This window comes from Sideroxydans sp., assembly GCF_054604835.1.
In genome coordinates this window covers 672,071-697,036 of record NZ_JBTSFG010000001.1, presented here as the reverse complement: position 1 = coordinate 697,036, position 24,966 = coordinate 672,071, and the positions used below count along the sequence as shown (strand labels likewise).

General features: G+C 53.0%; 21 protein-coding genes. 9 read left to right on the top strand and 12 right to left on the bottom strand.

What is annotated here, in order from left to right; all coding sequences use genetic code 11:
- The first annotated feature begins 1,234 nt into the window (after nucleotides 1-1,234).
- From ACYCZ5_RS03340 to ACYCZ5_RS03330, 3 genes are read left to right on the top strand one after another with little or no spacing between them, the layout of a single operon-like run.
- Nucleotides 1,235-2,194, top strand: a complete 960-nt coding sequence (locus ACYCZ5_RS03340; RefSeq protein ID WP_461543340.1) for a site-specific integrase — start codon at nucleotides 1,235-1,237, stop codon at nucleotides 2,192-2,194.
- Nucleotides 2,191-3,165: a tyrosine-type recombinase/integrase gene (locus tag ACYCZ5_RS03335; protein WP_461543339.1), complete on the top strand. Its 975-nt coding sequence runs from the start codon at nucleotides 2,191-2,193 to the stop codon at nucleotides 3,163-3,165. The genes ACYCZ5_RS03340 and ACYCZ5_RS03335 overlap by 4 nt, the downstream gene beginning before the upstream one ends.
- Nucleotides 3,158-4,171 carry a tyrosine-type recombinase/integrase gene (locus ACYCZ5_RS03330; protein WP_461543338.1) on the top strand — a complete coding sequence of 338 codons (1,014 nt, stop codon included), beginning with the start codon at nucleotides 3,158-3,160 and terminating at the stop codon, nucleotides 4,169-4,171. Before ACYCZ5_RS03335 ends, ACYCZ5_RS03330 begins: the two co-directional genes overlap by 8 nt.
- Before the next feature lie 196 nt (nucleotides 4,172-4,367).
- On the opposite strand, the gene mobI is transcribed toward ACYCZ5_RS03330, so the two are convergent.
- Together mobI and ACYCZ5_RS03320 are read right to left on the bottom strand one after the other, a co-directional pair.
- Nucleotides 4,368-4,799: a conjugative transfer protein MobI(A/C) gene (mobI, locus tag ACYCZ5_RS03325; protein WP_461543337.1), complete on the bottom strand. Its 432-nt coding sequence runs from the start codon at nucleotides 4,797-4,799 to the stop codon at nucleotides 4,368-4,370.
- 960 nt (nucleotides 4,800-5,759) lie between these two features.
- Entirely contained in the window at nucleotides 5,760-6,020 is a 261-nt protein-coding gene (locus ACYCZ5_RS03320) for a helix-turn-helix domain-containing protein (protein ID WP_461543336.1), read from the bottom strand.
- A gap of 93 nt (nucleotides 6,021-6,113) precedes the next feature.
- Between ACYCZ5_RS03320 and ACYCZ5_RS03315 the strand changes: the two genes are divergently transcribed.
- Nucleotides 6,114-6,710: a hypothetical protein gene (locus tag ACYCZ5_RS03315; protein WP_461543335.1), complete on the top strand. Its 597-nt coding sequence runs from the start codon at nucleotides 6,114-6,116 to the stop codon at nucleotides 6,708-6,710.
- A 557-nt stretch (nucleotides 6,711-7,267) separates the two neighbouring features.
- Here the strand turns inward: ACYCZ5_RS03315 and ACYCZ5_RS03310 are convergent.
- Nucleotides 7,268-7,501, bottom strand: a complete 234-nt coding sequence (locus ACYCZ5_RS03310) for a hypothetical protein (protein ID WP_461543334.1) — start codon at nucleotides 7,499-7,501, stop codon at nucleotides 7,268-7,270.
- Nucleotides 7,502-7,806: 305 nt separating this feature from the next.
- Between ACYCZ5_RS03310 and ACYCZ5_RS03305 the strand changes: the two genes are divergently transcribed.
- Nucleotides 7,807-8,028 carry a hypothetical protein gene (locus ACYCZ5_RS03305; protein ID WP_461543333.1) on the top strand — a complete coding sequence of 74 codons (222 nt, stop codon included), beginning with the start codon at nucleotides 7,807-7,809 and terminating at the stop codon, nucleotides 8,026-8,028.
- A gap of 3 nt (nucleotides 8,029-8,031) precedes the next feature.
- Entirely contained in the window at nucleotides 8,032-8,817 is a 786-nt protein-coding gene (locus tag ACYCZ5_RS03300; protein ID WP_461543332.1) for a hypothetical protein, read from the top strand.
- A gap of 388 nt (nucleotides 8,818-9,205) precedes the next feature.
- Here ACYCZ5_RS03300 and ACYCZ5_RS03295 read toward each other — a convergent pair whose 3' ends face one another.
- From ACYCZ5_RS03295 to ACYCZ5_RS03285, 3 genes are read right to left on the bottom strand one after another with little or no spacing between them, the layout of a single operon-like run.
- On the bottom strand, nucleotides 9,206-10,396 hold the full coding sequence (locus ACYCZ5_RS03295; RefSeq protein ID WP_461543331.1) for a GIY-YIG nuclease family protein: 1,191 nt from the start codon (nucleotides 10,394-10,396) through the stop codon (nucleotides 9,206-9,208).
- Nucleotides 10,383-12,500 carry a DEAD/DEAH box helicase gene (locus ACYCZ5_RS03290; RefSeq protein ID WP_461543330.1) on the bottom strand — a complete coding sequence of 706 codons (2,118 nt, stop codon included), beginning with the start codon at nucleotides 12,498-12,500 and terminating at the stop codon, nucleotides 10,383-10,385. Before ACYCZ5_RS03290 ends, ACYCZ5_RS03295 begins: the two co-directional genes overlap by 14 nt.
- On the bottom strand, nucleotides 12,500-15,340 hold the full coding sequence (locus tag ACYCZ5_RS03285; RefSeq protein ID WP_461543329.1) for a class I SAM-dependent DNA methyltransferase: 2,841 nt from the start codon (nucleotides 15,338-15,340) through the stop codon (nucleotides 12,500-12,502). Before ACYCZ5_RS03285 ends, ACYCZ5_RS03290 begins: the two co-directional genes overlap by 1 nt.
- Nucleotides 15,341-15,490: 150 nt before the next feature.
- Between ACYCZ5_RS03285 and ACYCZ5_RS03280 the strand changes: the two genes are divergently transcribed.
- Nucleotides 15,491-15,841 (top strand): hypothetical protein, encoded by a 351-nt coding sequence (locus ACYCZ5_RS03280; RefSeq protein ID WP_461543328.1) that lies wholly within the window; start codon nucleotides 15,491-15,493, stop codon nucleotides 15,839-15,841.
- A 123-nt stretch (nucleotides 15,842-15,964) separates the two neighbouring features.
- Here ACYCZ5_RS03280 and ACYCZ5_RS03275 read toward each other — a convergent pair whose 3' ends face one another.
- The 4 genes from ACYCZ5_RS03275 to ACYCZ5_RS03260 form a co-directional block, all read right to left on the bottom strand.
- Nucleotides 15,965-16,360: a hypothetical protein gene (locus ACYCZ5_RS03275; RefSeq protein ID WP_461543327.1), complete on the bottom strand. Its 396-nt coding sequence runs from the start codon at nucleotides 16,358-16,360 to the stop codon at nucleotides 15,965-15,967.
- Nucleotides 16,354-16,713 (bottom strand): hypothetical protein, encoded by a 360-nt coding sequence (locus tag ACYCZ5_RS03270; RefSeq protein WP_461543326.1) that lies wholly within the window; start codon nucleotides 16,711-16,713, stop codon nucleotides 16,354-16,356. The genes ACYCZ5_RS03275 and ACYCZ5_RS03270 overlap by 7 nt, the downstream gene beginning before the upstream one ends.
- Entirely contained in the window at nucleotides 16,710-17,054 is a 345-nt protein-coding gene (locus ACYCZ5_RS03265) for a hypothetical protein (protein ID WP_461543325.1), read from the bottom strand. Before ACYCZ5_RS03265 ends, ACYCZ5_RS03270 begins: the two co-directional genes overlap by 4 nt.
- A gap of 454 nt (nucleotides 17,055-17,508) precedes the next feature.
- Nucleotides 17,509-18,531, bottom strand: a complete 1,023-nt coding sequence (locus tag ACYCZ5_RS03260; protein ID WP_461543324.1) for a tyrosine-type recombinase/integrase — start codon at nucleotides 18,529-18,531, stop codon at nucleotides 17,509-17,511.
- Nucleotides 18,532-18,893: 362 nt separating this feature from the next.
- Between ACYCZ5_RS03260 and ACYCZ5_RS03255 the strand changes: the two genes are divergently transcribed.
- Together ACYCZ5_RS03255 and ppsR are read left to right on the top strand one after the other, a co-directional pair.
- Nucleotides 18,894-22,760, top strand: a complete 3,867-nt coding sequence (locus tag ACYCZ5_RS03255; protein WP_461543323.1) for an EAL domain-containing protein — start codon at nucleotides 18,894-18,896, stop codon at nucleotides 22,758-22,760.
- Nucleotides 22,761-22,783: 23 nt separating this feature from the next.
- The gene (gene ppsR / locus ACYCZ5_RS03250; RefSeq protein WP_461543322.1) at nucleotides 22,784-23,593 is read left to right on the top strand and encodes a posphoenolpyruvate synthetase regulatory kinase/phosphorylase PpsR; all 810 of its coding nucleotides are present in this window, start codon (nucleotides 22,784-22,786) and stop codon (nucleotides 23,591-23,593) included.
- Here the strand turns inward: ppsR and ACYCZ5_RS03245 are convergent.
- Together ACYCZ5_RS03245 and scpB are read right to left on the bottom strand one after the other, a co-directional pair.
- Nucleotides 23,590-24,372: a TrmH family RNA methyltransferase gene (locus tag ACYCZ5_RS03245; protein ID WP_461543321.1), complete on the bottom strand. Its 783-nt coding sequence runs from the start codon at nucleotides 24,370-24,372 to the stop codon at nucleotides 23,590-23,592. The two genes, ppsR and ACYCZ5_RS03245, sit on opposite strands and share 4 nt — an antisense overlap.
- Nucleotides 24,372-24,920: an SMC-Scp complex subunit ScpB gene (gene scpB / locus ACYCZ5_RS03240; RefSeq protein WP_461543365.1), complete on the bottom strand. Its 549-nt coding sequence runs from the start codon at nucleotides 24,918-24,920 to the stop codon at nucleotides 24,372-24,374. The genes ACYCZ5_RS03245 and scpB overlap by 1 nt, the downstream gene beginning before the upstream one ends.
- Between the last annotated feature and the right edge of the window lie 46 nt (nucleotides 24,921-24,966).

The window sequence follows — 24,966 nt, the reverse complement described above, 5'->3', positions numbered from 1 at the left end:
GCCCGCCATCAATTGGTCAATCAGCTCCGGCGAAGGCTTCTTCTGTAATACGGTCATTTCCACTCCTTTCAATGTGATGGCAGTTTCCTGCCTTATGACCGTTTACACAAAATCTTTTACACCCCCGACACTTGGCTATATTGGCCGGATATAGCCATATCGGCATATATGCCAAAGCTTGATGACGTGATTCAATGCGCTCGAACTGCGTCTCAATGCGCTCGAACTGCGTCTCCTTGCGCTCGAACTGCGTCTCCTTTTCAATAAAGTAATAGAGACGCGGGAATACAAAGGCTGAAAATACTCATAAGGCTAGGTGCGAATAGTGTCTGTCTCATTATTAATCAATGTCCGGACCCATGGGTCTCTACACTAACTGTTAGGGGCTGACCATATGAATTACCTTTGCGCTCATCGCATCGTATTCATAACAACCGTGTTAGGTCTTACTCTCGCCGCGTGCAGTACATCGCATAAGCCGCCCCTTCTGGTAAAGGCAACAGTCGGTGGTTTCGCCTCCGCTTGCCCGTCACGAAGCGAGAACGGTGAAATCTCGGGAGTGCTTACCGTTCCCCCCAAAGGCTCCCCCGAAGTAGAGCAGCGCCTTCGAGACGAATTCCCTCCCGGCTCAGATGATGCTCTGCTGATTGCCGCGCTAACGACTCAGGGATTCAAGATGCAAGTACCCTGTGAGAATGATTCAACGATTCAACGCGCCACGTTCTTTCAAGAGGGCACCGGTTTTTTGCCTTACTCTACTTCAGCCTACGTTTACTGGAAGAGCGATGGAGAGCACCGCATTGTTTGGACAAGAGGGTATGTGTTATATAGTGGCCTATGAGAAAGCCCCTAACCCTGCGGTCAAGTTCGCCCTTCGGGCTGGGACTGCGCTAAAGCGCAGCCCCTTACCTTCACGTTGAATGTCCGTTATCGGGAGACAGAAAACGTCCCTTATGGGTTAGCAAGCGACGGTCGATCACCATCAAACGTTTAGTTTTGAACGTCCGCTGTTGGAAGTGAAGCGGACTAACCTTCAGAACACTCCATTAGCCATTTCAGCAATTCCCCATCGTCTCTTATGGCCGATTATGCACAGTTCGCGATTATGTGAAGCATTGGTGCGAATTATGCTGAGAGGCAGGAAGTAAGCGGCATTGCAGGGTTTGATGCAAATGTAAGCTGGACATAATTTCTGCGGTAGCCTGAAGTAGTGGTCCCACTTCAGGAGACCATTATGGACCACGCTACTACGCACCGTGCCGCGTCAGATGCACGGAAACCAGCAGCATATTCAAATCACATTGCCGAGGAACTGCGCAGCTTCGAAGAGCACCTGCGCTATGTACGAGGATTGGCAGAAGGCAGCTGTCGACTGCAGACTCGCATCGTAGGACGTTTGCTTCATAAGCAATTCGCGGGTCGACCGGTCAACATTTCCGAACTGCGAGCAGAAGATGTGCGGCGTTTCTTTGCCAGCCAGTTGGATGCACGCCCAACTCATTCCAACGCCTCGAAATTGGCATCTGCATTGCGTAGCTACTTTCGTTATCGGGCGACCTGCGGCGATCCGGTAGGCAAGCTTACCGCCGTTATTCTGAATCCTGTTCATTGGAAGCTGGCATCATTGCCGCGCGCTCTCAAACCTGAAGAAGCCGAACGCCTGCTGAATTCATTCACTGCTGACCTGAGCTTTCCGAAGCGTGGTTACGCAATTGTGCGTTGTGCATTGGACATGGGATTGAGATCCGGCGAAATCGCTCATCTCATGATCAGTGACATTGACTGGCATGCCGGCACGGTAATGTTGCGAGGGACGAAATCGCTACGTCAGGACATCCTGCCATTGCCGATGGAAACCGGTCAGGCACTTGCCGATTATCTGCAACATGAGCGACCTGCCACCCGGAACCCTGTTATCTTCGTCCGTCAGAAGGAGGGGCGAGACTATCCAATTACCTCCATGGCGATACAGAAGGTAATCAAGCGCGCCTGTTGCCGCGTAGGATTGCCACATTCCAGCGCACATTCACTTCGGCATACTCTGGCGTGTCGCCTTGTTGAAAGCGGTAGTTCGCTCAAGGAAGTCGCCGACCTGCTGCGCCACCGCTCGTTAAACACCACACTGATCTACGCCAAGCTCGACACGCCGAAGCTGGCATCCGTTGCCCTGCCGTGGCCCGGGAGCGCATCATGAGTACGCGCATCGGATTGCAACGGCGAATCAACGATTATCTTGCCGAGCGACACCGCCTCGGTTTCGAACTGCGTTCACGGGATACGCTGCTGACTGGGTTTGCCCGCTACGTTGCGGCCCGGCATCACCATGGTCCGCTGACAGCCGATCTCATGATCGAGTGGGCGCGCCATGATAAATGGCACCATGAAACGCCATCAACTTGGGCTGTCCGGCTTGCCAGAGTTCGCCATTTCGCGCGTTACCTGAAGCAGTTCGAACCGGAAACTGAAGTTCCAGAGGAATCTGTCTTCGGTCCGGAGGCGGGCCGTGTCGCTCCCCATATCTTCCATGATGAGGAAATCGTCCAATTGCTCGCAGCTGCCCGCCAGATTGGACCTCCGGGCAGTATTCGACCGGCAACCTATGAAACCCTGATTGGCCTGATGGCCTCAACTGGGCTGCGGGTTTCGGAGGCCATCCATCTGCTTGATACCGATGTCGACCTCAAGCTTGGAATGCTCACCATCCGGCAAACCAAGTTCGCCAAGTCGCGACAGTTACCGATTCACCCAACTGCGGTTGCCGCATTGATGAAGTACCGCCGACAACGTGCGCGGCATGTTGCCACCATCGCTGAGATGCCATTCCTGATCAGCAGCCGTGGCCGGCGACTTGGGGAGCCTCTCAGCGGTCGTCAGGTACATCGCGTCTTCAATATGCTGCGTGACAGTTTGCATTTGGTAAATCGTGGCGGCCACGCAGCGCCGCGCCTCCATGATCTACGTCACACCTTTGCGGTCCGTCGCATGATGCTCTGGCATACCGAGGGCACCGACATTGATCAGACGATGCTGGCGCTGTCGACCTATATGGGACACGCAGAAATCTTCTACACCTATTGGTATCTGACCGCCGTGCCGGAACTGATGGCCTTGGCTGGCGGCAAATTCGAGTGCTTCGCCAACCTATTGGGAGACGGCAATGCGTAAGCAATCCAAGGTGCCACCCTCATTTGCCGCACTCGTCCAAGCCTACTTTGCCGAGTATCTGACGCAGCAGCGTGCGCTCAGCGCACAGACCATCGCCGCCTATCGTGATGGCTTTGTGCTCTTCCTCGGCTTTGTCGAATCTCGGCTGGGCAAATCACCGAACGCAATAACCTTGGCTGACATCACGCCAGATATGATCATGGCCTTCCTCGATCATCTGGAACGTCAGCGACATAATTCCGTGCGCAGCCGCAATGCGCGACTGGCGGCGTTGCGGTCGTTCCTGAAGTTTGCTGCGCACCGCGACGTGGCATCACTACAAGTGATCGAACGCGCATTGGGAGTCCCGGTAAAACGTTTCGAGCGCCCGATGTTCGGCTATCTGACCCGCGAGGAGATGCTGGCGGTGATCGGAACGCCGGATGAGTCCTGGATAAGCCAACGGGATCATGTGCTGTTTCTGCTGATGTACAACACCGGGGCGCGCGTGTCGGAAGTCACGGGCATCAAGGTAAGTGAGGTGGTGCTTGATGAGGGTTCCGCCTGCGTCCACCTGCATGGCAAGGGCCGCAAGCAGCGCAGCGTTCCTCTATGGCGCTCGACAGTCAAGGCGGTCCGTGCATGGTTGAGGTTGAATCCGCAGTTCGATGCCGCATCACCGCTTCTGCCGAACCGTAGCGGACATGCGATGACACGTAACAATGTCACCCAAAGGCTTGCATTGGCGGTGGTGGCTGCAACAGAGAACAACCCCGATTTGGCAAAGCGACGAATCTCACCACACACGATCAGGCACACTACTGCGATGCATCTATTGCAGGCCGGCGTCGACATCAGTGTCATTGCACTTTGGCTTGGCCATGAGAGTCCTGTCACCACACATCACTACGTCGAGGCTGATCTGACTATGAAGGAACATGCCTTGTCCGTGCTGCACGAACCAGAGACCAGGATACATCGCTACACGGCTCCTGATTCTCTGATCGACTTCCTGAAGAGGCTGTAATTATGTGAAGGTCTGAATTTGCGAGAGTCACCGAAAATCAGCGATTGGTGCAGATTCCAACCTTCACTTCACATAATCGAGAACTGTGCATAATCGGCCTTATGTGAAGATTCACATAAGGCCGAAACACGGACAGCTCGACCTGCTCATTTAGTTTGGCAGCTTAGTGCATAAGTAGCGGCGGCATAGCGCTTGTTCATTCGGCTTCAAGGCGTTCAACCTGCTTCAGGTGTAGCAGCGCTTTGGAATAAACAGATACCTTTCGGCGAATCTCCGCCAGTTTTGTCTCGATCTCTTTCACCATCTCTATTTCCCATGGCTGGGCATACTTTAGCAGTGTGGCAAAGTTGTACCCGTAACTCTTCGCTGGCTTGGTAACCAGTTTCTTCACATTGCGTCGGGTATTACGAGCTTTCGAACCATACCAGTTCACTTCGTACCAATTTATTGTCAGGCCAAATCCTCTGACTCGAGTTACCGCATACAGCTTGCTCCTGGAATCCCAGTCCTTACTTTTGTTCTTGGCCATGACAAATTCAAAGTGGCTCTTGCATAGCGAATCAGCCTCTTTGCCATATGCCTCCACTCTTTCCTGTAGTCCGTCCAAAGCTACCTTAATAATGTCCATTTCTGCTCCTATCGTAAAAAATCACATCCATCGAAATCTTTGGTTTGAGCTCAGGTTTACATCCACGCAGATGTCTATCTTTTGGCGCGGCAATCCCGGTCGTAAAACAAATCACTTTGTGGGCTCTCGCGGAAAAATTCTCCGCTGTATATTCAATAGGTTGAGTGCGAAAAATCCTTCATAACGCATGCCGGAAAAATCCTCCGGATGCGGAATTTCCTTCCGCGCCCGCATCATAAAAGTGCCTCGAGGAATTTTCTTCCAGCATCTGCGGAAATCTTTCACATTAAATATCATGGTGTTGCGTGTGGAATATTTTTCCGCTCTATGACAATGACTTCTTGGTGCGAATCGTGGAAAGTTTTTCCGCCCCATCATTTTTTTCGGAAGAAAATTCCGGCAGCGGCTTGGCTATCAATTCATCAATAATCGGTTTGAACTTGCGCAGAGGCGAAGTCGAACATGTCACTGCATGCAACTTTGCGTAAGGAACGGACAGCCTGTCCGCGCTTCCGCAGTATTGTTTGAGGGTCCTTGATGAAGGAGGCTGCGAACAGGTCTAAGGACGCAATGAGTTTGAACGCGGATGATTGGATTCTGATGGCTTGCTGCTTCCCCACTTTGATACCTCTCGACTTGATTGACTGTCGAAAGTCTAGTCACGCAGGAAAAGTAAATCTCCAAAATGCGGTTCAAATTTGAACCGCATTTCAGAAACAAATTTTGAAATATGCAGGTGGAAAAATTGCCAAGCGCTTCACAGTTGCTCTGTGGTTACTCTGAAAATGGGAGGCCATGTCAGTCATGTACCAGAGTTGCGCTGCAAGTGCTGTGGGATTGCGCGTTTCCTGCCAGATGCGCTACAGCCGTGCTGCGGGTGATTTGCAAAAATTGGCCCACAAAGCAATCAAGGATGCCTTCTGGCCGCGGCTGGTTATGGGGAGAAAGAAATGCTGTTACTTATTCTTTTTCGGGGATCAGTAATTGCCAAGGCTCGACATTGAGTGCAGCGGCAATCTTTCCGATGTTCCCTAGCGACACATTCCAGATGCAGCGCTCGACCGCTGAAATATAGGTTCGATCCAGATCACTCCTGAATGCCAAGTCCTCCTGCGAAAGAGACTGTTCACGCCTAATGCGACGCACATTTTGCGCAAGGATGCTTCGCAGATCCTGCTCCTCTGAGGATTTTCCAAGATCGGCTGCTTTACGTTTTGCCATGCCGCAAAGAATCCATTCTTGCGGCGTTTGTTTCCACGGAGTTTGCTTCTCATTTGTGATAAATTAAAGCCTCGCATAAATGGAGATTTCAGAATGAAAAGCGTTCTCGGGATTATCGTGTTGGCGGTGTGCGCTATCGGTGTCGTATCGGTGATGCGTTGGGCATTCGTGCAGGGACCTAAGCTGTTTTCAACAAAGTTACCCTCCTCTTCCCCGAAATCATTCGCTGTCCAATATGTAGATGATGTTTTGGATAGTGTCCGCGACAGAATAAAAAATCCCATACCGACGATAGTCTTGTGGGGCCTAGTTGCTATGTTCAGTCTGTTCAAAACCGCCGAACAATCTATCGCAATCGTCGCGTTGATCATTTGTTTCTGGTACCTCCCCGCACTGTTCTTTTGGGGGCCAGCCTCAAGGAAAAGCGCCAGAGAACACGAAGAACTTTGGGCCCAAATGCGTATTAAATCCATGCAAGCCGCCAAAAAAACCGAAGAGGCAATGAAAGCTTTACGTAATAAGTGGGCAAAGCTAGAGCCTGAAGAGCGCAGACATCAGGAAATGCTCCACCAGATAGCGGTGACAGCTAGGCGCAATCAAATCGAAACTGAGATGGCAATTGATAGTGCGGTTACTTCCTTAGAGCAACAAATTCGCACCCGTCCTCGCGGGCCCTATTCTCACTGGTGATTTTTTTCAGTACAGCGGGATTTGGGGCCTATGAGCGCAACTTTGAGCGGCAGTAAGACCACAATTTTTTCTCAGGGGAGTAGAACGTATGCTTAAAATGAAGTCGAAGGTATTAGGTTTAATATCGTTGATCTGTATTCTCTTCTCAAGCCACTCGTGGGCTGAGGACAAGTGGTACGGACTGCTGACTGTCGATAATTTCCCCGTTAATAACTGCGCAGTTGTCGACATTGAGCCTATGCATATTGCGCAGTGGACGGATAACGCATCACCTAAAGAGCTCTATGAAATGCGCATAAGAATTGACAACGAATTCTCTAAGTTAGCGAGGGATAAAGGATTTAATGCAGTCCTTGGATATACGGGTACTTTTTCTGGCGGATCTCATAGTTTTAGCAATACAACCTATATTGGGGGAATCATTAGCACCAGGGGAGTCATGGCGAAAGTAAAATGCAAATAGTTCAACGTACATTCTGGTAGGTACGCTTCAGCCCACCGATCTACAGATGCACATATGCATCATCTCATTCAGAGAAATTGGGGGACGTGGAACATTAACGAGTGCCGGCCTTCCCAAAAATTGAAACAACGTTCGTACCTTCGAATTCCTTGTGGGCTGAGTGCATTTCGACCGAGTGCTTGATTAGTTCGCCAAACGATCCGGGAAGTTGATCCCCTTCCAGCAAGGTGGCAATATCGTCCCTGATGTATTTGGGTGACTGGCCGATGACAAAAGCTAACCGCTCAGTTCGCATTACACCTTCCAATATTTCTTGTTGATTCTCCATGGTTGCCACCCTCTGCTCAGTAATGAGCCAGATTGTAGTGCAGAACGCAGCAGACTAATTAGCGTTGGTTTGCTTTTGGTGGCACCTTGCTCTGCCTACCGTTTTAGTAGTGAAAAATGCAATTCCTGATAATAAGAGTTATCAGGAACGTCACAAGGTTGGTTCGGCAATTATTGATGCGGAATGGCTGTTTTGTCGTTGCATTCTGAGTTGTGGTGGCTCAGATTTGATGACTGGGACTGGTGCGTCCACATTCCCCTCCTTCCCCCCTTTCCAACGCGAACTGGATTTGTTAGGATGGTGATGTGAAAAGAGCTCTAAAATCGGTTCACCCCAAAAAAGACTCCTCCCTGAGATTTGTCAAAGCCAATGGCGCTGGCAGGTTTATCAGCAAGGTGAAGAGGCAAGACGCGTTCAAAAAAGAGGTGATGGTTCTCCACCTTTCCCCGAAAGAAGCTGCTGAGCGTGCCAGGTTGATCCCTGCAGCCGACGTAAAAGATTTTCGCGTCATCCGCATGCTAGGGTAATTCATGGCCAATGGGTTTGACTGGTTTTGTCCGGACGACCTGCCGCTATTTTTCAAAGCACTCCAAAAAGCACCCTCACCAGCTATCTTAGTTGGCGGACAATCATTAACCTTCTGGATCGACTGGTTTAGCATCCCAATCCCTCCGCTCGAAACAACCTATCTCACCAAGGATGTGGATGTTCTGGCCACAAAACACGACGCCAAGATCGTTGCCGAAGAACTGCATGGCACTCTTCGAATGTCCGACATGGATGACCATACGCCCAATACAGCCATCGTGACGTATCGGGCACCGGACGGGCGCAAACTTTTTGTCGATTTCATGGGTTCGTTAATCGGCCTGACCAACAATGAAATACGCGAAACGGCAGTTGAGATGGAGCATCCAACATATGGCCTAATTCGTGTTCTACACCCGACGCTGGTGCTCAAAAGTCGCATCGAGAACTTGTACCAGTTGCAGGTCAAGCGCGATGCCAATGGTATCGAGCAGGCGCGCCTCGCGGTCCAGGTAGCAAGGGTGTTTTTCGAGGAATTCGCGAAATTGATGACGGAAGATCCTGATGGGTACCTGATAGACCGTGTGGGCTGGTTGCAGAAACTGGCATTGTCCGATGCCGCGATCTACGTGTTCGCGAACTACGGAATCGATGTCCTTGATGCTGCACCAGTCCATCAAATCAAAACCGAGATGTTCCATTCGGAACATTGGCCACGGACGGTTGAACGGGTAAAGAAGAAACGGGCGCAAGCTATGAAACGTATGGGTAAAGTCAATATGCGCTGAGTTGGATGAATCTGCTATATAGATTCCAGCCTAAGTCACAATCGATCCTCATAGTTACCGGCTAGGTCTGTTTGGCACCGAGTTTCAGTCAGTGCACTTATTAAAAGCTTTGCCGTATAGTGTTCGCAAGTAGTCGGTGTCTGGATGTGGGAACAGGACGGTGATACGCCGTTTATATCGGTTCGACCCCGATCCGGCTGCGTTATAGGCGGTTACGTTTCGGACGTTTTAGGCTGGGGGGAACATGCATCAGCCCCCGCCTGCTCACGATCAGCAGTAAATTTCTCTTGCAGAAGACGGTTGTTCCCAATGGGATGCAAGCGCGCAAACGCCGCGTTATCCGGTTCGAATCCGGCGCCGCTCTCGGCACCTACAACTCAAAGCCATATCAGCCTACCAACTGAGCCTTCTTTGGGTCATATGCCACTTCGGCAATAGATCCATCCAGAATCCGCTGAACCGCTTCGTCAATTACATGAAGCGGCACAAGGAACCATTCTCTTGGCTTAACTGGGTTTCCAAAGCGATCCTCAATGGTCACATCAAGCTGTGCAGCTTCGAATAATCGGTGGAAAATATTTTCTAATTTCACACGATTAATATTGTGCAGCTTATATGTGGCCACCACCTCCACATCTGCCAGCAAATAGGTGGCATCATTTTCTGCACCTGATATGCGTGTCTCAACCTTACCGCCAGTTACCCCAATTTTGTGTATAAGCTCACGGTGCTCGACAATAAAAGGGTGATTGGACAGGCTCCGCAACACATAGATGGTCCCGGACTCGATGTCATCAGGCTCGACGACTCCACCAAACAACGGCCCAGCATCAACCTTGATCAGGCGGCGCCCCACTGGCGTATCTCCATCTGGGTAAAGCGAGCGAACGAGAGAACGAAGTAGCAAATCCGCTTCCGTTTGATTATCGAAGATGACACGCAGGCGTGGGTTATCACGACCGTCTTTGGTTATGGAACCCTTTTTCATCTCCGCAATATAGGCAATCAACCCGCCGACGATGAAAAAGTCGCCCACTTCAATACTGGCATCCTTGCCAAAAGGTTTGGTAAACCATGAACCGTCTTTGAGGCCAGATTTCGCTTCTTTGAACAATTCCTCAAAATGATTGAAATCCTTGCAGGGTGTCCGATTGGCAATTTCCTCTGCAGCCTTGATTTCGGCGTAGGGGCGGACATGACGCAGCACTGTAATGTCGCCCTGCCCGGAAATACCATCAGTTACCCCCAGCTCGGCCAACAGGGCATCCTCATCCATCCCATCCACATTCACTTGGGTTGCCACAGCACCTAACAGCAGTCCTGGAGTATCCAGTTCAGCAAGCAACGTTTTGGCTTCTGGCAGTTTCCGTAGCTGATCCAAGCGCACTGCATATAGGCGCTCGAAAATATCCTTGTTTTCTCCATGTTGGGGGGCTCGGCCATGAGCTTCGTAAAAACGCAGGATGTCCTCAAATCCGGCAATGATGCGTTGCTCGCGAGGCGTGTGGCTGGCTGAACTAAGTGGTTTTACTTCAAGCTCTAGGTCGGCAAGCAGTTCGTCTTCATCAATTTCGCCCATTTGAAGCTCCACCTTTTTCTTTAGCTTGCTCTTGTGACTTGTATCGAAGGAAGGCGGCCACTCCTTCAGCCATTCGCTTTTCCCATGCATCAGCAGAGTTTATATCTGGGAGTCGACCACGCTCCCTCTTAAAACTCCTAGCTCTATTTGCAAGCTCAACAGCTTCTTCTCGCGAAATGCTCACCTTCTTGGAGGCAATGCTGGCCTGTACCTGACGCAGTGATTTCTCATCCATTGCCTTTGCCAGCACAGCATAAGCCGCATCGAAAGGATTGATGCGATCAATCAGGTCAATATCCAAATCTCGCACATTAATGAATTTCTTCACGCCATCGAGTAAAGCTGTACTCCCTTGGACAGTTCCTTCTGCGTCGGCTTGGGCCAAGGCCAGCTTTGCCTGCTGGGTGATGTTCATGGCTGCAATGGCGTGTTGGCGGATGGCTTCCTGATCGGCTTCGCTCAATTCTGGGTAACGCTCGCGCACGATCTTGCCCATATGCAACTGAGTCAGCTCCTCAGGCAAAGTGTTTTCTTTGTCGAACAAGCCACGCTCCAGAACGGTTTTCTCTTGCAAGAAACTGGTGACGACCTCGTTCAAATCTTCCTTGCAGATGCGCGTGGCTTCGGAACTGTGCGGTGTCGCCAGCCCGTTAATCTCCAGATGAATCTGTCCGGTATCCTTGTTCACGCCGATATTGTGGCCGCCCTCCTGGTAGCCGCCCTCGCCATAATCAAAGCCTACCTTCGGCCCGCTGTTCTTTGGCGTGAATTCATAGCGTGGCGCCAGCACCTGCTCCATTAGCAGGCTCGCGGAAATCGCTTTCAGCATGTCATTCACAGCCTCTGCCACAGCCCCCTGTTCGGCTGCGGGTTCGGCAATCAGATTGGTGAATCGCGCTCGTTCCTTGCCTTCGGCATCTCGGGTCGCACGGCCAATGATCTGCACGATCTCGGTCAGGCTGCTACGGTAGCCGATGGTCAAAGCGTGCTCGCACCAAATCCAGTCGAAGCCTTCCTTCGCCATGCCTAGTGCAATGATGATGTCCACATAATCACGATTATTCTTTTGCGCCGGGTCTTTCAGCGCAGCCAATACGCTAGAACGCTGGGCCAAGTCACTGTCGTCTACCAAGTCAGCCACTTTCAACAGACGGCCTTCGCTTGTTTGAATCTGATGAAAACCGGTAGCGGGGTCTATACCCTTCCATTCACCCAGCGAGTGCATGATCTCGTTTACTTCGCGTTCCTTATCTTTCAGGCTTTCGCGAGCATTGACATTGGGAATGTGGACGATGGTTTTAAGCCGAGGGTCTAGCACCTTCTCGACCGCCTCGACATACCGCCCTGTGTAAAAGAAGTAGCCGATATCTAACGACTTTAGCCAGTTGTAACCGTTGAGCTGCTCGTAATAAGTGTAGGTGACAGTCTCGAATTTCGCCTCATCCGTCGGCGCCAGTACCGCTACGCTGTCGCCCCGGAAATACGAGCCGGTCATGGCAACGATATGTGCCTTGTCGCGAGCAATGAATGCCCCCAACTGACTTCCCAACTTGCTGTCTGGGTCACTGGAAACATGATGGAACTCGTCAATCGCAATCAGTCGACCGTCAAAAGCCTGGACACCCATTTCATCAACTGCGAAGCGGAATGTTGCATGGGTACAGACCAGCACCTTGTCGGAGCTCTCCAAAAACTTGCGAACAGCCTCAACCTTGGATTTCGCCACTTTGGGCTCATCCACACCTGGTGCGTTACACAGGTTCCATTGTGGTGCCACCTGCCAATCCCAATAGAAGCCGTACTGGCTCAATGGCTCATCTGCAAAGCTCCCTCCAATGGATCGCTCCGGCACCACGATAATGGCCTGCTTCAATCCCTGATTGTTGAGCTTATCCAGCGCGATGAACATCAGCGCACGAGACTTCCCTGAAGCCGGCGGGGATTTAATTAGCAGATATTGCTCACCACGCTTAGCCCAAGCTCTCTCCTGCATGTCACGCATGCCCAGTGCATTGGCCTTGCTCGATGCACCCGTGCGAGCCGTAGTGATGGACACCGACGGCACGGTATAAGCGTTAGTTGGATTCCCGGTCGGTTGGGGCACTATTTTCTTCCTTTCGTCGCCTTGATTGCAGGCTTGGACTTCTCATCCGCAGTCATTTTTGTATAGAGTTCAAACAGTTTTTCCAACCGTTCAGTATCGTTTCTGAAACGGCGGCCGATGTAGATACGCTCCAGCACTTCATCGTTGTGTTCGTGGGCACGGCGCAGATTCTCCGGCATGTTGTCCGGGTCGTACAGGTCGGCGATAGTGTCAGGGAAATGCGCCTCGCGGGCCAGTAGAATAGCTTCAGCACAGGCGGTTAGGTCAGCCTTGTTTTGCTCGGTGAGCAGTGGTACAGGGAAGGTATTCCAGCCAAGCTGATTGGAGTATCTGTAGCGCGTTTCCAGTGCTCCGCAAACAGTGGCAATCCAGATTAGATGCAGGCGTGAAGCAATCAGTGCCATGTTCCAAAGCGGAGCATTAAACAAGCCAAACGCCAGATTGCTAATAATGGTTCCCTGCGGCATCAATCCAACAGGAAGATATGGACGATTTTCCGAAGATGCCCCAGCTACTACGAGAACAGATTCATTGCCAGTCTGCCTAACCTCGCCAAAACGATATGGAACTGCAGCAAGTCTATTTGTGGCTAGACGGTCACTGCCTGATCGATGCGCTTTAGTAATAGAGAATCTGCTGGCCAACCACGGATTGTTGGATGCGACCTCGTGGTCCTGATCATCAATCCAAAGACAATGGCGCAATTTCCCTTCAATAAATTCCTCCGTCCCGATGAAGGGGCGAACAAATTTATGAGGAACACCATGCTGCACAGCCTCTTCTACATCAACTATATTCTTGAGGATCAAACCTCCATCATCGTTCGGCATATTGCCGAATGTCATAGGAGCTATCTCACTAATAGCCGTCGCACTTTTGTCGACGATGATGTTTTTTGCTGGAACCAGGTATGCGTTGATATTTTCAACGTCTTTTACCGTAAGCGTACCTTCCTTATCCGAGACATACAGCCTGCGAATTTTACCGGGTTGCCTTGAAAGACCAACAATCACGACAGTCACACCAGCATTGTTTGTCGCCAAGTTCTTCCACTTGAACGACGTATGTGCGAATGTGATTTGGTGCCCGGTCTCAATAATCAAAGGCCATAAAACTGGCACTTGCTGACCTTGGCAAATGGAGTTCGTAGCCACAAATGCGGCAGCAGATTTGGTTCTATTGCCATAATCGACTGCCTTCATGAACCAGCCCGCAACGTAATCAAGTGTGCCCCATGTGCCAGTACGATTTTCAAAGACGGCCTTCATGTCCGCCTTGCGGGATTCGGCTTCTCTTTTCAACTTTTCCTTTTGTTCCTTGGTTGCGTTCTTAGGCGGTTTCACATTTGACCCGACATACGGCGGATTGCCGCAGATATAGGTTTCACCGCCCTCGTTCGCAAAGTCGATTTCCGCCTGATCGAGCGGCGTACTGAATAGGTCATCACCGACCAACTTCACACTGGTACCCGTGGGGGGGCAAACGCTAAGCCAATCCAACTGCAAAGCGTTATGGCAAACAATCCAGTTATGCGCATCCAGCGGCAAAAATTCTGCCAGTGCTTCTTTCTGCCCGCGATACAGCACATCGCACTGGAACTCGGCAATGATAAGCGCCAGCCGCGCGATCTCCGCCGGAAAGTCACGCAATTCGATGCCGCGGAAGTTGGTCAGCGGTATCTCGCTACCCAGATGCGACTCGCCCCGTCGGCGGTTAATCTCCGCCTCAATCTCGCGCATCCGCTTGTAGGCAATGACCAGAAAATTTCCGCTCCCACAGGCCGGATCAAACACGCGGATACGCGCCATACGCTTGCGCAGATTGAATAGCTTAATCTTGTTGTCACCCGCCTCTTCCAGTTGCGCGCGCAGCTCATCCAGAAATAGAGGGTTAAGCACCTTGAGAATATTGGGCACACTGGTGTAGTGCATCCCCAGAGCACCACGCTCTTCATCGTCAGCCACCGCCTGAATCATGCTGCCGAAGATGTCCGGATTGATTTGCTGCCAGTCGAGATTGCCCGCGTGACTGAGATAGGTTCGCGCCATGCGGGTGAAACGCGGCACGTTCGTACTGCCCGAGAATAAGCCGCCGTTGACATATGGAAAACCATTGACCCAGTTTGGCAGACGAGGCTGAACGGCTGCTCGTTCATCTGCCTTAATGTTCATGGCGCGGAAAATTTCAGACAAAACCCCATGAGTGTTGCTGCCGTCGCGCTCGCTCATTTGCTCCACAATCTTGGTGAACAGGCCATTGACGTTGAAAATACCTGTGTCTTCAGCGAAAAAACAGAAAATCAGACGCGCCATGAAGTGATTCATGTCATGGCGACGCTCGGCAGTAGCCCAGTCTGGGTTCTCGCGCAACAGTTCAACGTAGAGTTTGTTCAACCGCGCAGTGGCGCGCCTATCTAACTCGGTGTCCTTGATCTCCTTGGGATAGGAGATACCTGCCAGCGGCAGGAAGAATCCAAAATGGTTCGGAAAGTCTTCGTAAGCGCAGGCGACAGTTTCGCCGCCGGTCAACTCTTCGGCTTCCAGCATCTGCCCATCGGTGGAGAGGATATATTTGGCTTTTGCTTTGGCGGTGGCCGAGCTGGTGCGCAACGCCTTGAGCGTGTCGCTCACTTGGCCCGCTTCACACACGGCAAGGTGGATGTTGTTGTTCTGAAGCACGCCACCAGGCACATCTGATTTGTTGCTATTGCCCATGCGCAGGCGCTTGAGGGTGGTTTCCTTGTTGCCAAAAGCAGCCAAAAAGGCGAACGGGAATTCCGCCGCATCAAAGGGCTGGAGCGCAAGTTCGGAAATTGCCTGTTCGATTTCTACTGCATTCATGAGGCTTCTTGCCTGTATTTATATTTATCGCTCGTGTCTGGCTGATGTTCTGTAACCGACGTGGCACTGCGGGGGCTCCATTGTAAATGGTTGTGCCGGCAAGGTGCATCAAACAGGGGTAAGCCGCTACCATGATGCTAGACTGAACTCATGAACAAGCCATGTTCCACACCATTCAAAGTCATTGATGGCGGCAAAACTGAGCTGGAGCGCAATAAACACCTCCTGTTCAATCAGCCGTGGACTTTGTCCTGCGATGAATTCGATCAGCTTTGTATGCAGTTCGAAGTGCCGAGGGCAGAAGCGTTTGACTTGCAGTTGATGTGCATCAGGCATAAAGCCCGAACGAATTATGAGGCCGCTGCTGTACTTGCTCTCTTCGAGGGGAGCGGAAACGCATCAGACATTCTGGCCAAAGGAAGGCGGAACAGCTTTAGGCTTGCATCCGGTGCCACCCCTTCTCTTTCCTCAACCATCCACTCAAAACGAACCGGGGAATAACATGATTCGTTGATTCGCCTAGATACCTGTGGTGGTGTCTGAAGTAATCTAAGCTGTGGTGTCTGTATTATGTTTTTCGCTTTTTGGCGGACAAGGCACAGGCTTCTGACCAGACTTGTTTTCCTAAACTGCTGCACCTTGTTTGCCACAATTGGGCGAACTGGAATCCTGGACCCGCAGCGCATAAATGGCCTCCAAGATAGCTTGCTTGTCGAGTCTGTAGTAAGGCTTGGCCGGAATCCCGGCTCGCTTATAGTGGATAAGCCCTCGCTCGATTAATTTCTTTCGAGCTCCCTCTACCTCAGATACGGTCAGCGCTGTCTCAGTAAACCATTCGGGCGCCGTTTTCCAGATCCAGCCCTCCTCATTTTTCGTTCGGCCAGCAGACCAGTACCAAAGTTGCGACAGCATTACTCCTGCATTCACACTGCCTCCAAGTTTTGCAAAGACCGGGAAGAATGCGACTGGGCGAATTAATAGTTGATCGAGAGCGAAATGAACATCATGACTGTTCAGCATTTTGCGTCCATTTTCGGGCGGCCTACCCCATTGTTTCTCCACCAGTCATTAGGGCGTGTCGTTCCGAGTCGGCGAACATGAGATTCTGTTAGCTCTGCGAATGCTTTCGCATCGAGTCCGAAAAGCGCAAATGAAGAAGCTACCTCTTCCTTCTGCAGAGCAGACAAAGCACGGTCAAGTCTCGATTTTGAATGGACATATCGCAGTGAAAAGATTGAGCGTAGTGCATCGATAATTCTCAGTCTGGCCACTTCACGGGCCGCCACCTCTTCGAGCTCGTCGCTATGAGGTTGGATCGCTGATACCTTCATATCGCCATCTACAATTTCGTCGGAAAAACTCAGGGGCCTCATTTTGTCGCCTCCGAATTTTCCACCTTGCGGCTAATTGATTCAGCCTTTGTGGGGTGGCCAACTCGGCGCGCATCAACTGATGCAGCTGCAAGATGCGGTCGTAAGTTCTTAATATACTCAAGAAGATCAACGACCCTCACCATCGGCCTGCCGCCAAATTCGACGGTCGGGATGGGATATTCATCGTTGTAGATTTTGTTGTAGACCGTCTGTTTTGCCCAGCCACAGGCAAACCCAGCTTCAACACGTGTTAATAGAACTCGATTCTGAAGAAAATCGGGGCGCAGGTTTGCTGCCGATATATATGACATCGGTTGATTCTTGTTCGGATGTTTGTTCATGCCGCACTCCTAAAAAATTGGACGTGCGCGCGGCGCCGCGCGGAAAATATTTTTCGCACTTTGAATTCGACAAATTCGATTTGCAGAATGGATGCAACCGCCCAGCGCCGCGGGAGGAAGTCAGAAATTGATTCTTGATTAGAATCGCCGCCGAGAATTTAAGACGGACTGATTTGGGGAGCACGCAACTTGGTTGTAGCAAGCTGCTGCAGCTTTAGGCTTCTCGTGGGTTTATGCAGACCCACGAGATGTTAGATAACCAATCGCAAGGACCGGAGTACCTTTGTAAATCCCATCTGATGAGACGGGGATTTTGATGAATTGGGTATTTCTTTTGGGTGATTCTTGGGGTAAATCTATGTCGAGGCGAAAATCGACGGTAGCTATATTCTTAATTCTCGGCGTACATGTCAACACCTTTCAACAACTTTTTTCGTCTTATATTTCCCACGCCCTACCCTAATTTCTGCGCCAGTTTTTCGGCATGAAGATGCGTGTAACGTTGAAGCATCTTCAATGTCTTGTGCCCAGAAATACTGGCAATCTCAAGCATTGAGAGGTCACCGCGTTCCGATAACCTGGACAGTGCTTCATGCCTTAAGTCGTGGAAAGTGTAATCGTTGATTTTTGCGCGCTTAACTGCGGCAATGAACGCATGGTATAGCGTCATGCGTCCAAGATTGAATACCTTTCCGCTGTTTATATGTATGGGCAGGCTTTCTAGTATCGAAAGTGCCTGGCTGGACAAAGGAACCGGTCGGTCTTCTCCGTTCTTCGTTTCGCGCAGCAATGCCACACGGCGCTTTTTATTGACATCCTTCCACTGCAGATTAAGAAGTTCACCTTGGCGGGCCCCTAGTGCAACAGCGAGTTGGACACATGGCCACAAGCTGCGATTGCGACTGGCGCGGCACTCAATTTCCAGACGTTCCCATTCATTTTCAGTCAGGCGCCGGTCGCGTCCTGCAGAATCTTTCGGCATGCGAACCTTTCTCACAGGATTGCCGCGAGGTAGATCAATGCCTTCCTCGATTTCCGCAAATCCCATGAGCTTGCTCAGCATGTTCAGTTCTTTTTTTACGGTGCTGCCTGAAATCGGTTTGCCGCGCCACATATCAGCCAGACGATCATCTCGATATTGCGCCACCACACGTTGATCGATAGCGGCCAGACAATATTTTCCGAGGCGCTTCTTGAGGTGTGCGCATTGGAATTTGTAAGCCTCTTTGCCGTCCTCGCGTCGCTTGTATTGGAAAGGGGCATGCTCCTTCAGGAATGTGTCGATGAGATCGCCTAGGGTGGTTCGTTCCGCTTCTGATCGATTGAAGTAAATACCTTTATCCATCTTCGATTCGATGTCGCGCGACCACTTGATTGCCGCGTCTTCCGTTTCAAATGTTTTCGTTGCAGTCGGGAATCCCTTGCGACGAATTTGAACGTGCCACTGATAAGGACCTTTTTTTCGGATAGTTGCCATAGATGCGCCTCGCTGTGCCAAAAATGTGCCAAATACTCTCTTTTCAACCTAGCACAGCTTCGAAAAACCTATTTCCAATGGGTTTCAGGGCGTGAAATTACCCGGCTGGAAAGCGTGTGTGGGATAACATCCCACCGCGGGTTCGAATCCCGCCCTCTCCGCCAGACAAGTCAAGACATCCGCAAGGGTGTCTTTTCATTTGCGGGATGAGGGTTGCGCCGTGGCAACGCGAAACCTGAACAATCCCGCCTTCTCCGCCAAATACATACCGTCACATGTGGACGGTTTTTTTTGTTTTCGCCTGCAACAAGACCGTATAGACTGATTCCCGGTCCACACCCTGAAAGCGCAGCGCCATCCACATGTTTTTCATGCAGGAGATCGCAGGCAATATCTTTCGCCATCCACACGTTCTCAGAATCGTGTCGGCTCTGTTCGCCGCCGTCTTGTCGATAGGCAGCGCCCAGGCCGAATCCAGACAGATACGGATCGGCCTGTATGAGAATCCTCCCAAGATATTCACCATGGCGGATGGCAAGGCTTCCGGCATCATGGTCGAAGTGATCGAGGAGATCGCCAAGCAAGAAGATTGGCAGCCGATCTACGTCCCCTGCGAATGGCATGCCTGTCTGCAGGCCTTGCACGAAGGCAAACTCGATCTGATGCCGGATGTCGCCTTTACCGAGGGGCGCGACGATGGATTGGATTTCCATGACACGCCGGTGCTGCATAGCTGGAGCCAGGTCTTTGCCAACGACACCACGCACATCACTTCCATCCTTGATCTGGAGGGGAAACGTATCGCCGTACTGGATGGTGGCGTGCAGCAGGAATTGCTGGCGTCGATGATGCGCAACTTCGGTATCAACGCAAATATCATTCCTGCACGCAGTTATGAGGAAGCGTTCCAGTTGACGCAGTCCGGCAAGGCGGATGCCGTCATCACCAATCATCATTTCGGAGAATTCCACGCAGGCCGCTATGGCCTGCGCGACACGGGGATCTATTTCAATCCCGCCCGCCTGTTCTATGTGACTGCACAAGGGCGCAATGCTGACCTGCTGCAGGCCATAGATCGGCACCTCGGCGGCTGGAAGGCAGATCAGGACTCGGTCTATTACCGCACACTCAGACACTGGGGGGCACCGGAGCCTACGCATATCATCCCTGCCTATATCAAGCAGGCGCTGGCTTTTATCCTTGCTTTGCTGCTCACGACCTCGGGCGTGGCCCTTGTGCTGCGTAGCCGGCTGAAGAAACGCACCCGCTTCCTGCGCGATACGAAGACCCAGTTGCAATCGACCCTCGATGCCTTGCCCGATCTGTTGTTCGAGGTCGATGACGAGGGCCGTTATCTGGACTATCACTCACCGCGCACCGAGCTGCTGGCGATGCCCGCGGAATTCTTCATCGGGAAGCGATTGAGTGAAGTATTTCCGCCGCAGACTGCGGAGATCTGCGCGCATGCGATCGCCGAAGCGCGGGAGAAAGGTTATTCGCACGGACTGCAGATCGAGCTAGATCTGTCCGACGGCAAGCACTGGTTCGAGCTGTCCGTCTCGCGCAAGCCGGCAGCACCGGGACAGTCGCCCAGTTACATCATCCTGTCGCGCGACATCACCGGCCGCAAGACGACCGAAGGCAAGCTGCTGCGCATGACCGATCTTTATAACGCGCTGAGTCAATGCAACCAGGCTATCGTGCGCAGTACGGACGAGGCGGAACTGTTCGACATCATTTGTCGCGATGTGGTGGAACTGGGCGGCATGGAGATGGCTTGGATCGGTTTGGTCGACGATACAGGTTCGCTGCTCAAGCCGGTCGCATCATTCGGAACGGGCACTGAATATCTTGACGGGCTGGAGATCTCGACCAGCGCGGACGAACAGACCGGGCGCGGGCCGACCGGGACCTGTGTGCGCGAGCGACGCCCGTACTGGTGTCAGGATTTCCAGCATGATCCCGCCACTTCGCACTGGCACGAGCGCGGCGCTTTCTTCGGCTGGGGCAGTTCGGCATCCCTCCCCCTTTACCGCAAGGGGCAAGTGGTCGGGGCTCTGACGCTCTATGCCAAAGAGATCAATGCATTCGATGAAGCCGCCAGCAATCTGTTGCTGGAGATGGCGATGGATGTCAGCTTTGCGCTTGACCGCTTTGCCGATGACGCGTTCCTGAGGCGGACCACACAGGAACTACGCGACAAGGACGAGTTGTACCGAACCGCCTTCTTCACCAGTCCGGATGCCGTCAACATCACGCGCCGGCGCGACGGGATGTATATCGATGTGAACGAAGGTTTCGAACGCATCACCGGCTGGCGCAGGGATGAGGTGGTCGGCATGACTTCGCTGGAGATCAGTGTGTGGCATTCACTGGAAGACAGAAAACGTCTGATCGAGCGGCTCGAACAGGATGGTTATTGCGAGAATCTTGAGGCTGAGTTCAGGATGAAGGACGGCAGCACCATCATCGGTCTCATGTCTGCCAAAGGTGTCGAGATCAAAGGCGAGCCCTGCATCCTGTCTATCACCCGCGATATCTCGCATCTGCGCCAAACGGAGTCATCCCTGCTCAAACTGTCGTTGGCGGTCGAGCAGAGCCCGAATATGATCATCATCACTGATCTGGATGCCTGCATCGAATATGCCAACCAGTCATTCACCAGCGTCACCGGCTACACGCTGGATGAGATCAGAGGCAAGAACCCGCGTTTCCTGCAGTCAGGTCAGACACCGAAGGAGACCTACAACGATATGTGGGCGCGCCTCACCGCAGGCGAGGCTTGGCATGGCGAACTGACCAACAAGCGCAAGGACGGCTCTATCTATATAGAAGCGGCGACACTGTCGCCCGTGCGCCAGGCGGATGGGCGTATCACCCACTATCTTGCGGTCAAGGAGGACATCACCAACAGGAAGCACAATGAGGCGCGCATCCTGCAATTGTCCAACTTCGACCTTTTGACGGGCTTGCCCAACCGTAGCCAGCTGAACGAGCACCTCAGCTACGCGCTCGGCTTTGCCCAGCGGAACCGCGAAAAGCTGGCCGTGATGTTCCTCGATCTGGACAGGTTCAAAAACATCAACGATACGCTGGGGCACAGCATAGGCGACCGATATCTGGTCGAGATCGCACGACGGCTGAAACATACCGTGCGGGAAGAAGACACCGTTTCCCGTCTTGGCGGCGATGAGTTCATCCTGCTGTTCCCGGGGGCTGATGTGGATGCGGCGGCACTGGTCGCCAGCAAGCTGTTGGAAGCGGTCAGGCAGCCCTGTTTCATTGAGCAGCACGAGTTGACCGATACCGCTTCAATCGGTATCGCCCTCTATCCGGATGACGGCCTGTCTGCCGAAGAGCTGCTGAAGCACGCCGACACCGCGATGAACCGCCTCAAACAGGGCAGCCGTAACGGCTATTGTTACTTCACACAGGAGATGCAGGTGCACTCTGTGCGCAACATGCAGCTGCTCAATGCCTTGCGCCAGGCGCTGACGCGAGATGAACTGCATCTGCACTATCAGCCGCAGGTCTCTTTGCTCGATGGCCGCGTCATCGGTGTGGAAGCCTTGCTGCGCTGGAACCACCCCGAACTGGGGCCGGTCTCCCCAGCCGAGTTCATCCCGCTGGCAGAGGAAAGCGGCATGATCATTCCCATCGGTGAATGGGTGTTGCGTACGGCGACCAGACAGATGAAAATCTGGCTCGATTCCGGCCTGCCCTCCATGATCGTCGCCGTCAATCTGTCAGCTATCCAATTCCGCCAGCCTGCGCTGCCGGAACTGGTCACGCGTATCCTGGATGAAGCCGGACTCGCAGCGGAGCATCTGGAGCTGGAACTGACCGAAGCCGTTGCGATGGACGATCCGCAAGCCGCCGTGGTGATGATGGACAAGCTGCACGGGCTGGGCATACGCATGTCCATCGACGATTTCGGCACGGGATACTCTTCTCTGAGCTATCTCAAGCGCTTCAAGGTTTATAAGCTCAAGATCGACCAGTCGTTCGTGCGCGACCTGACCGACGATCCGGAAGACAAGGCCATCGTCACCGCAATCATCAATCTGGCCAGCAGCCTGGGCATGCACACCATCGCTGAAGGGGTGGAGACGGCTGGCCAACTGGCTTATCTGCGCTTGCAAGGGTGTGACGAGGTTCAGGGGTATTACTTCAGCAAACCGCTCTCGGCAAATGATCTGGAAGCGTATCTGCGTCGGCAGTCCGCCTGACGCCACTATTGGAAGAGGATCGAATGAGTCAGAAACGTACCGCCTTCTTCGTATCGGACCGCACCGGTCTGACGGTGGAAAAACTGGGGCGCAGCCTGTTATCCCAATTCGAAGGGATAGAGTTCGCGCGCATCACCCTGCCCTTCGTCGATTCTGCGGAGAAGGCGCGCGAGGCGGTGCAACGTATCAATCAGACCGCACTGACCGACGGGCAACGCCCCATCGTGTTCAGCACCCTGATCGTGCCGGAGATCCACGACATCATCGAAGAATGCGATGCACTCATCCTCGATCTGTTCGAGAGTTTCATCGTGCCACTGGAGAACGAGTTGGGTATGCCTTCTTCCCATGCCATCGGGCGTTCGCACCAGACCGGCATGTATTACAACGAACGCATGGATGCGGTGAACTACGCGCTGAACCACGATGACGGAGGCGTCACGCGCGACCTGGGGAAGGCGGACATCATCCTCGTCGGAGTATCGCGTTGCGGAAAATCGCCGACTTCTCTCTATCTGGCCTTGCAGTTCGGCATCTCTGCCGCGAACTACCCATTGGTGCCGGAAGATTTCGAGAAGCATGCATTGCCGGAAGCGCTCAAACCATTGACCGGAAAATTGTACGGATTGACCATCCAGCCTGAGCGCCTGAGCCAGATCCGTGCCGAGCGCATGCCCAACAGTCGATATGCCTCATTGGAGAATTGCCGCAAGGAGATATTGCAGGCTGAAGATCTGATGCAGCAGGCCAGGATTCCCATTCTCGATGTGACTACCATCTCGGTGGAAGAGATCGCCACCACCCTGCTACACCTGACCGGCTTGAAGCGTTAACGTCTCTGGCGAGCCGCCTCGAACAGGCAAACTGCCGTGGCGGCCGCAGCGTTCAACGACTCCACCTTACCCGGCATCGGGATGATGAAACGCTGCTGCGCCTTGTCCTGCAGCTCGGCTGACAAACCCGCCCCTTCGTTACCGACGGCAAAGGCGATCTTGCCGCGCAGGTCGCACTCGTATAGCGACATATTCGCCTCCAACGAGGAGGCAAAAAGACTGCCATCAAAGCGCGAGGCGATATCAAGAAGATCGCTTGACTCATTGATTGTAAGCACAAAGTGCCCACCCATCGCCGCCCGTAACACGCGCGGTGACCAGGCATCGGCACAGCCTTGTGACAGATAGACAGCATCACATCCTGCGGCGGCCGCACTGCGCAAGATGGAGCCCAGATTGCCTGGATCCTGAACATCCTCCAGTAGCAATGCGAAGTTGTTCGATCGAGCAGGATCGGGTTGCGGGATGTCGATCAGCGCCAGCAGGCCGTTCGGGGTCTTCAGTCCGGAGAGCTGCTTGAACAAGGTTTCATCGAGCAGGGTACAAGGGACATCTGGGCAATCGGCGCGCAGGCGACTGATCTCGGTATCTTCCAGGGCGAGTGGGCTGATCAGGATATGCGCGGGAAGTCGCCCGCTATCCAGCCAGGCACGCAGCAGGTGCGGGCCGTCCAGCAGGGTCTGCCCCGCATCGCGGCGTTCACGGGACGAGCTGGTCAGTCTGAGTAATGACTTGAAGAAAGCGTTGTCGCGCGAACTGATGCGCTTGAGGTCAGACATCAGTCGCGCGAATCGCCGCTCTGGTCTATCAGGCTGCCCATCTCTTCCAGCGCGGGCAGTTCGCTCAAGCTGCGCAGATTGAGGTCGTCCAGCAGTTGCTGGGTGGTGGCATACAGCGCCGGTTTGCCCGGTGTATCGCGGGTACCGATGGCCTCGATCCAGCTACGACCTTCCAGCGTCTTCAAAATCTGCGAAGAGACGGCCACGCCGCGGATATCCTCGATGTCGCCGCGCGTCACCGGCTGGCGGTAGGCGATGATGGCCAGCGTCTCCATCACGGCACGCGAATAACGCGGCGGCCGCTGCGGATCCAGGCGATCCAGGAATTCCTGCATCTCGGGACGTGCGCGGAAGCGCCAGCCGCTGGAGACGCGGGTCAGTTCGATGCCGCTGTCGGCATATTTCTCACCCAGTTCCTGCATCAGCACCTCGACCTGACGGGTCTCCAGCGCCACCCCGCTCAGCCGCTTCAACTCGGCCGGGGACAAGGGTTCCTGCGTGGTCAGCAAGGCGGCTTCGAAGATGCGTCTGAGCTGCGCCATATCCATATTCACTGCCGCCAGTTCTCCGCCGACCTCTTCGGTCAGCACCGGG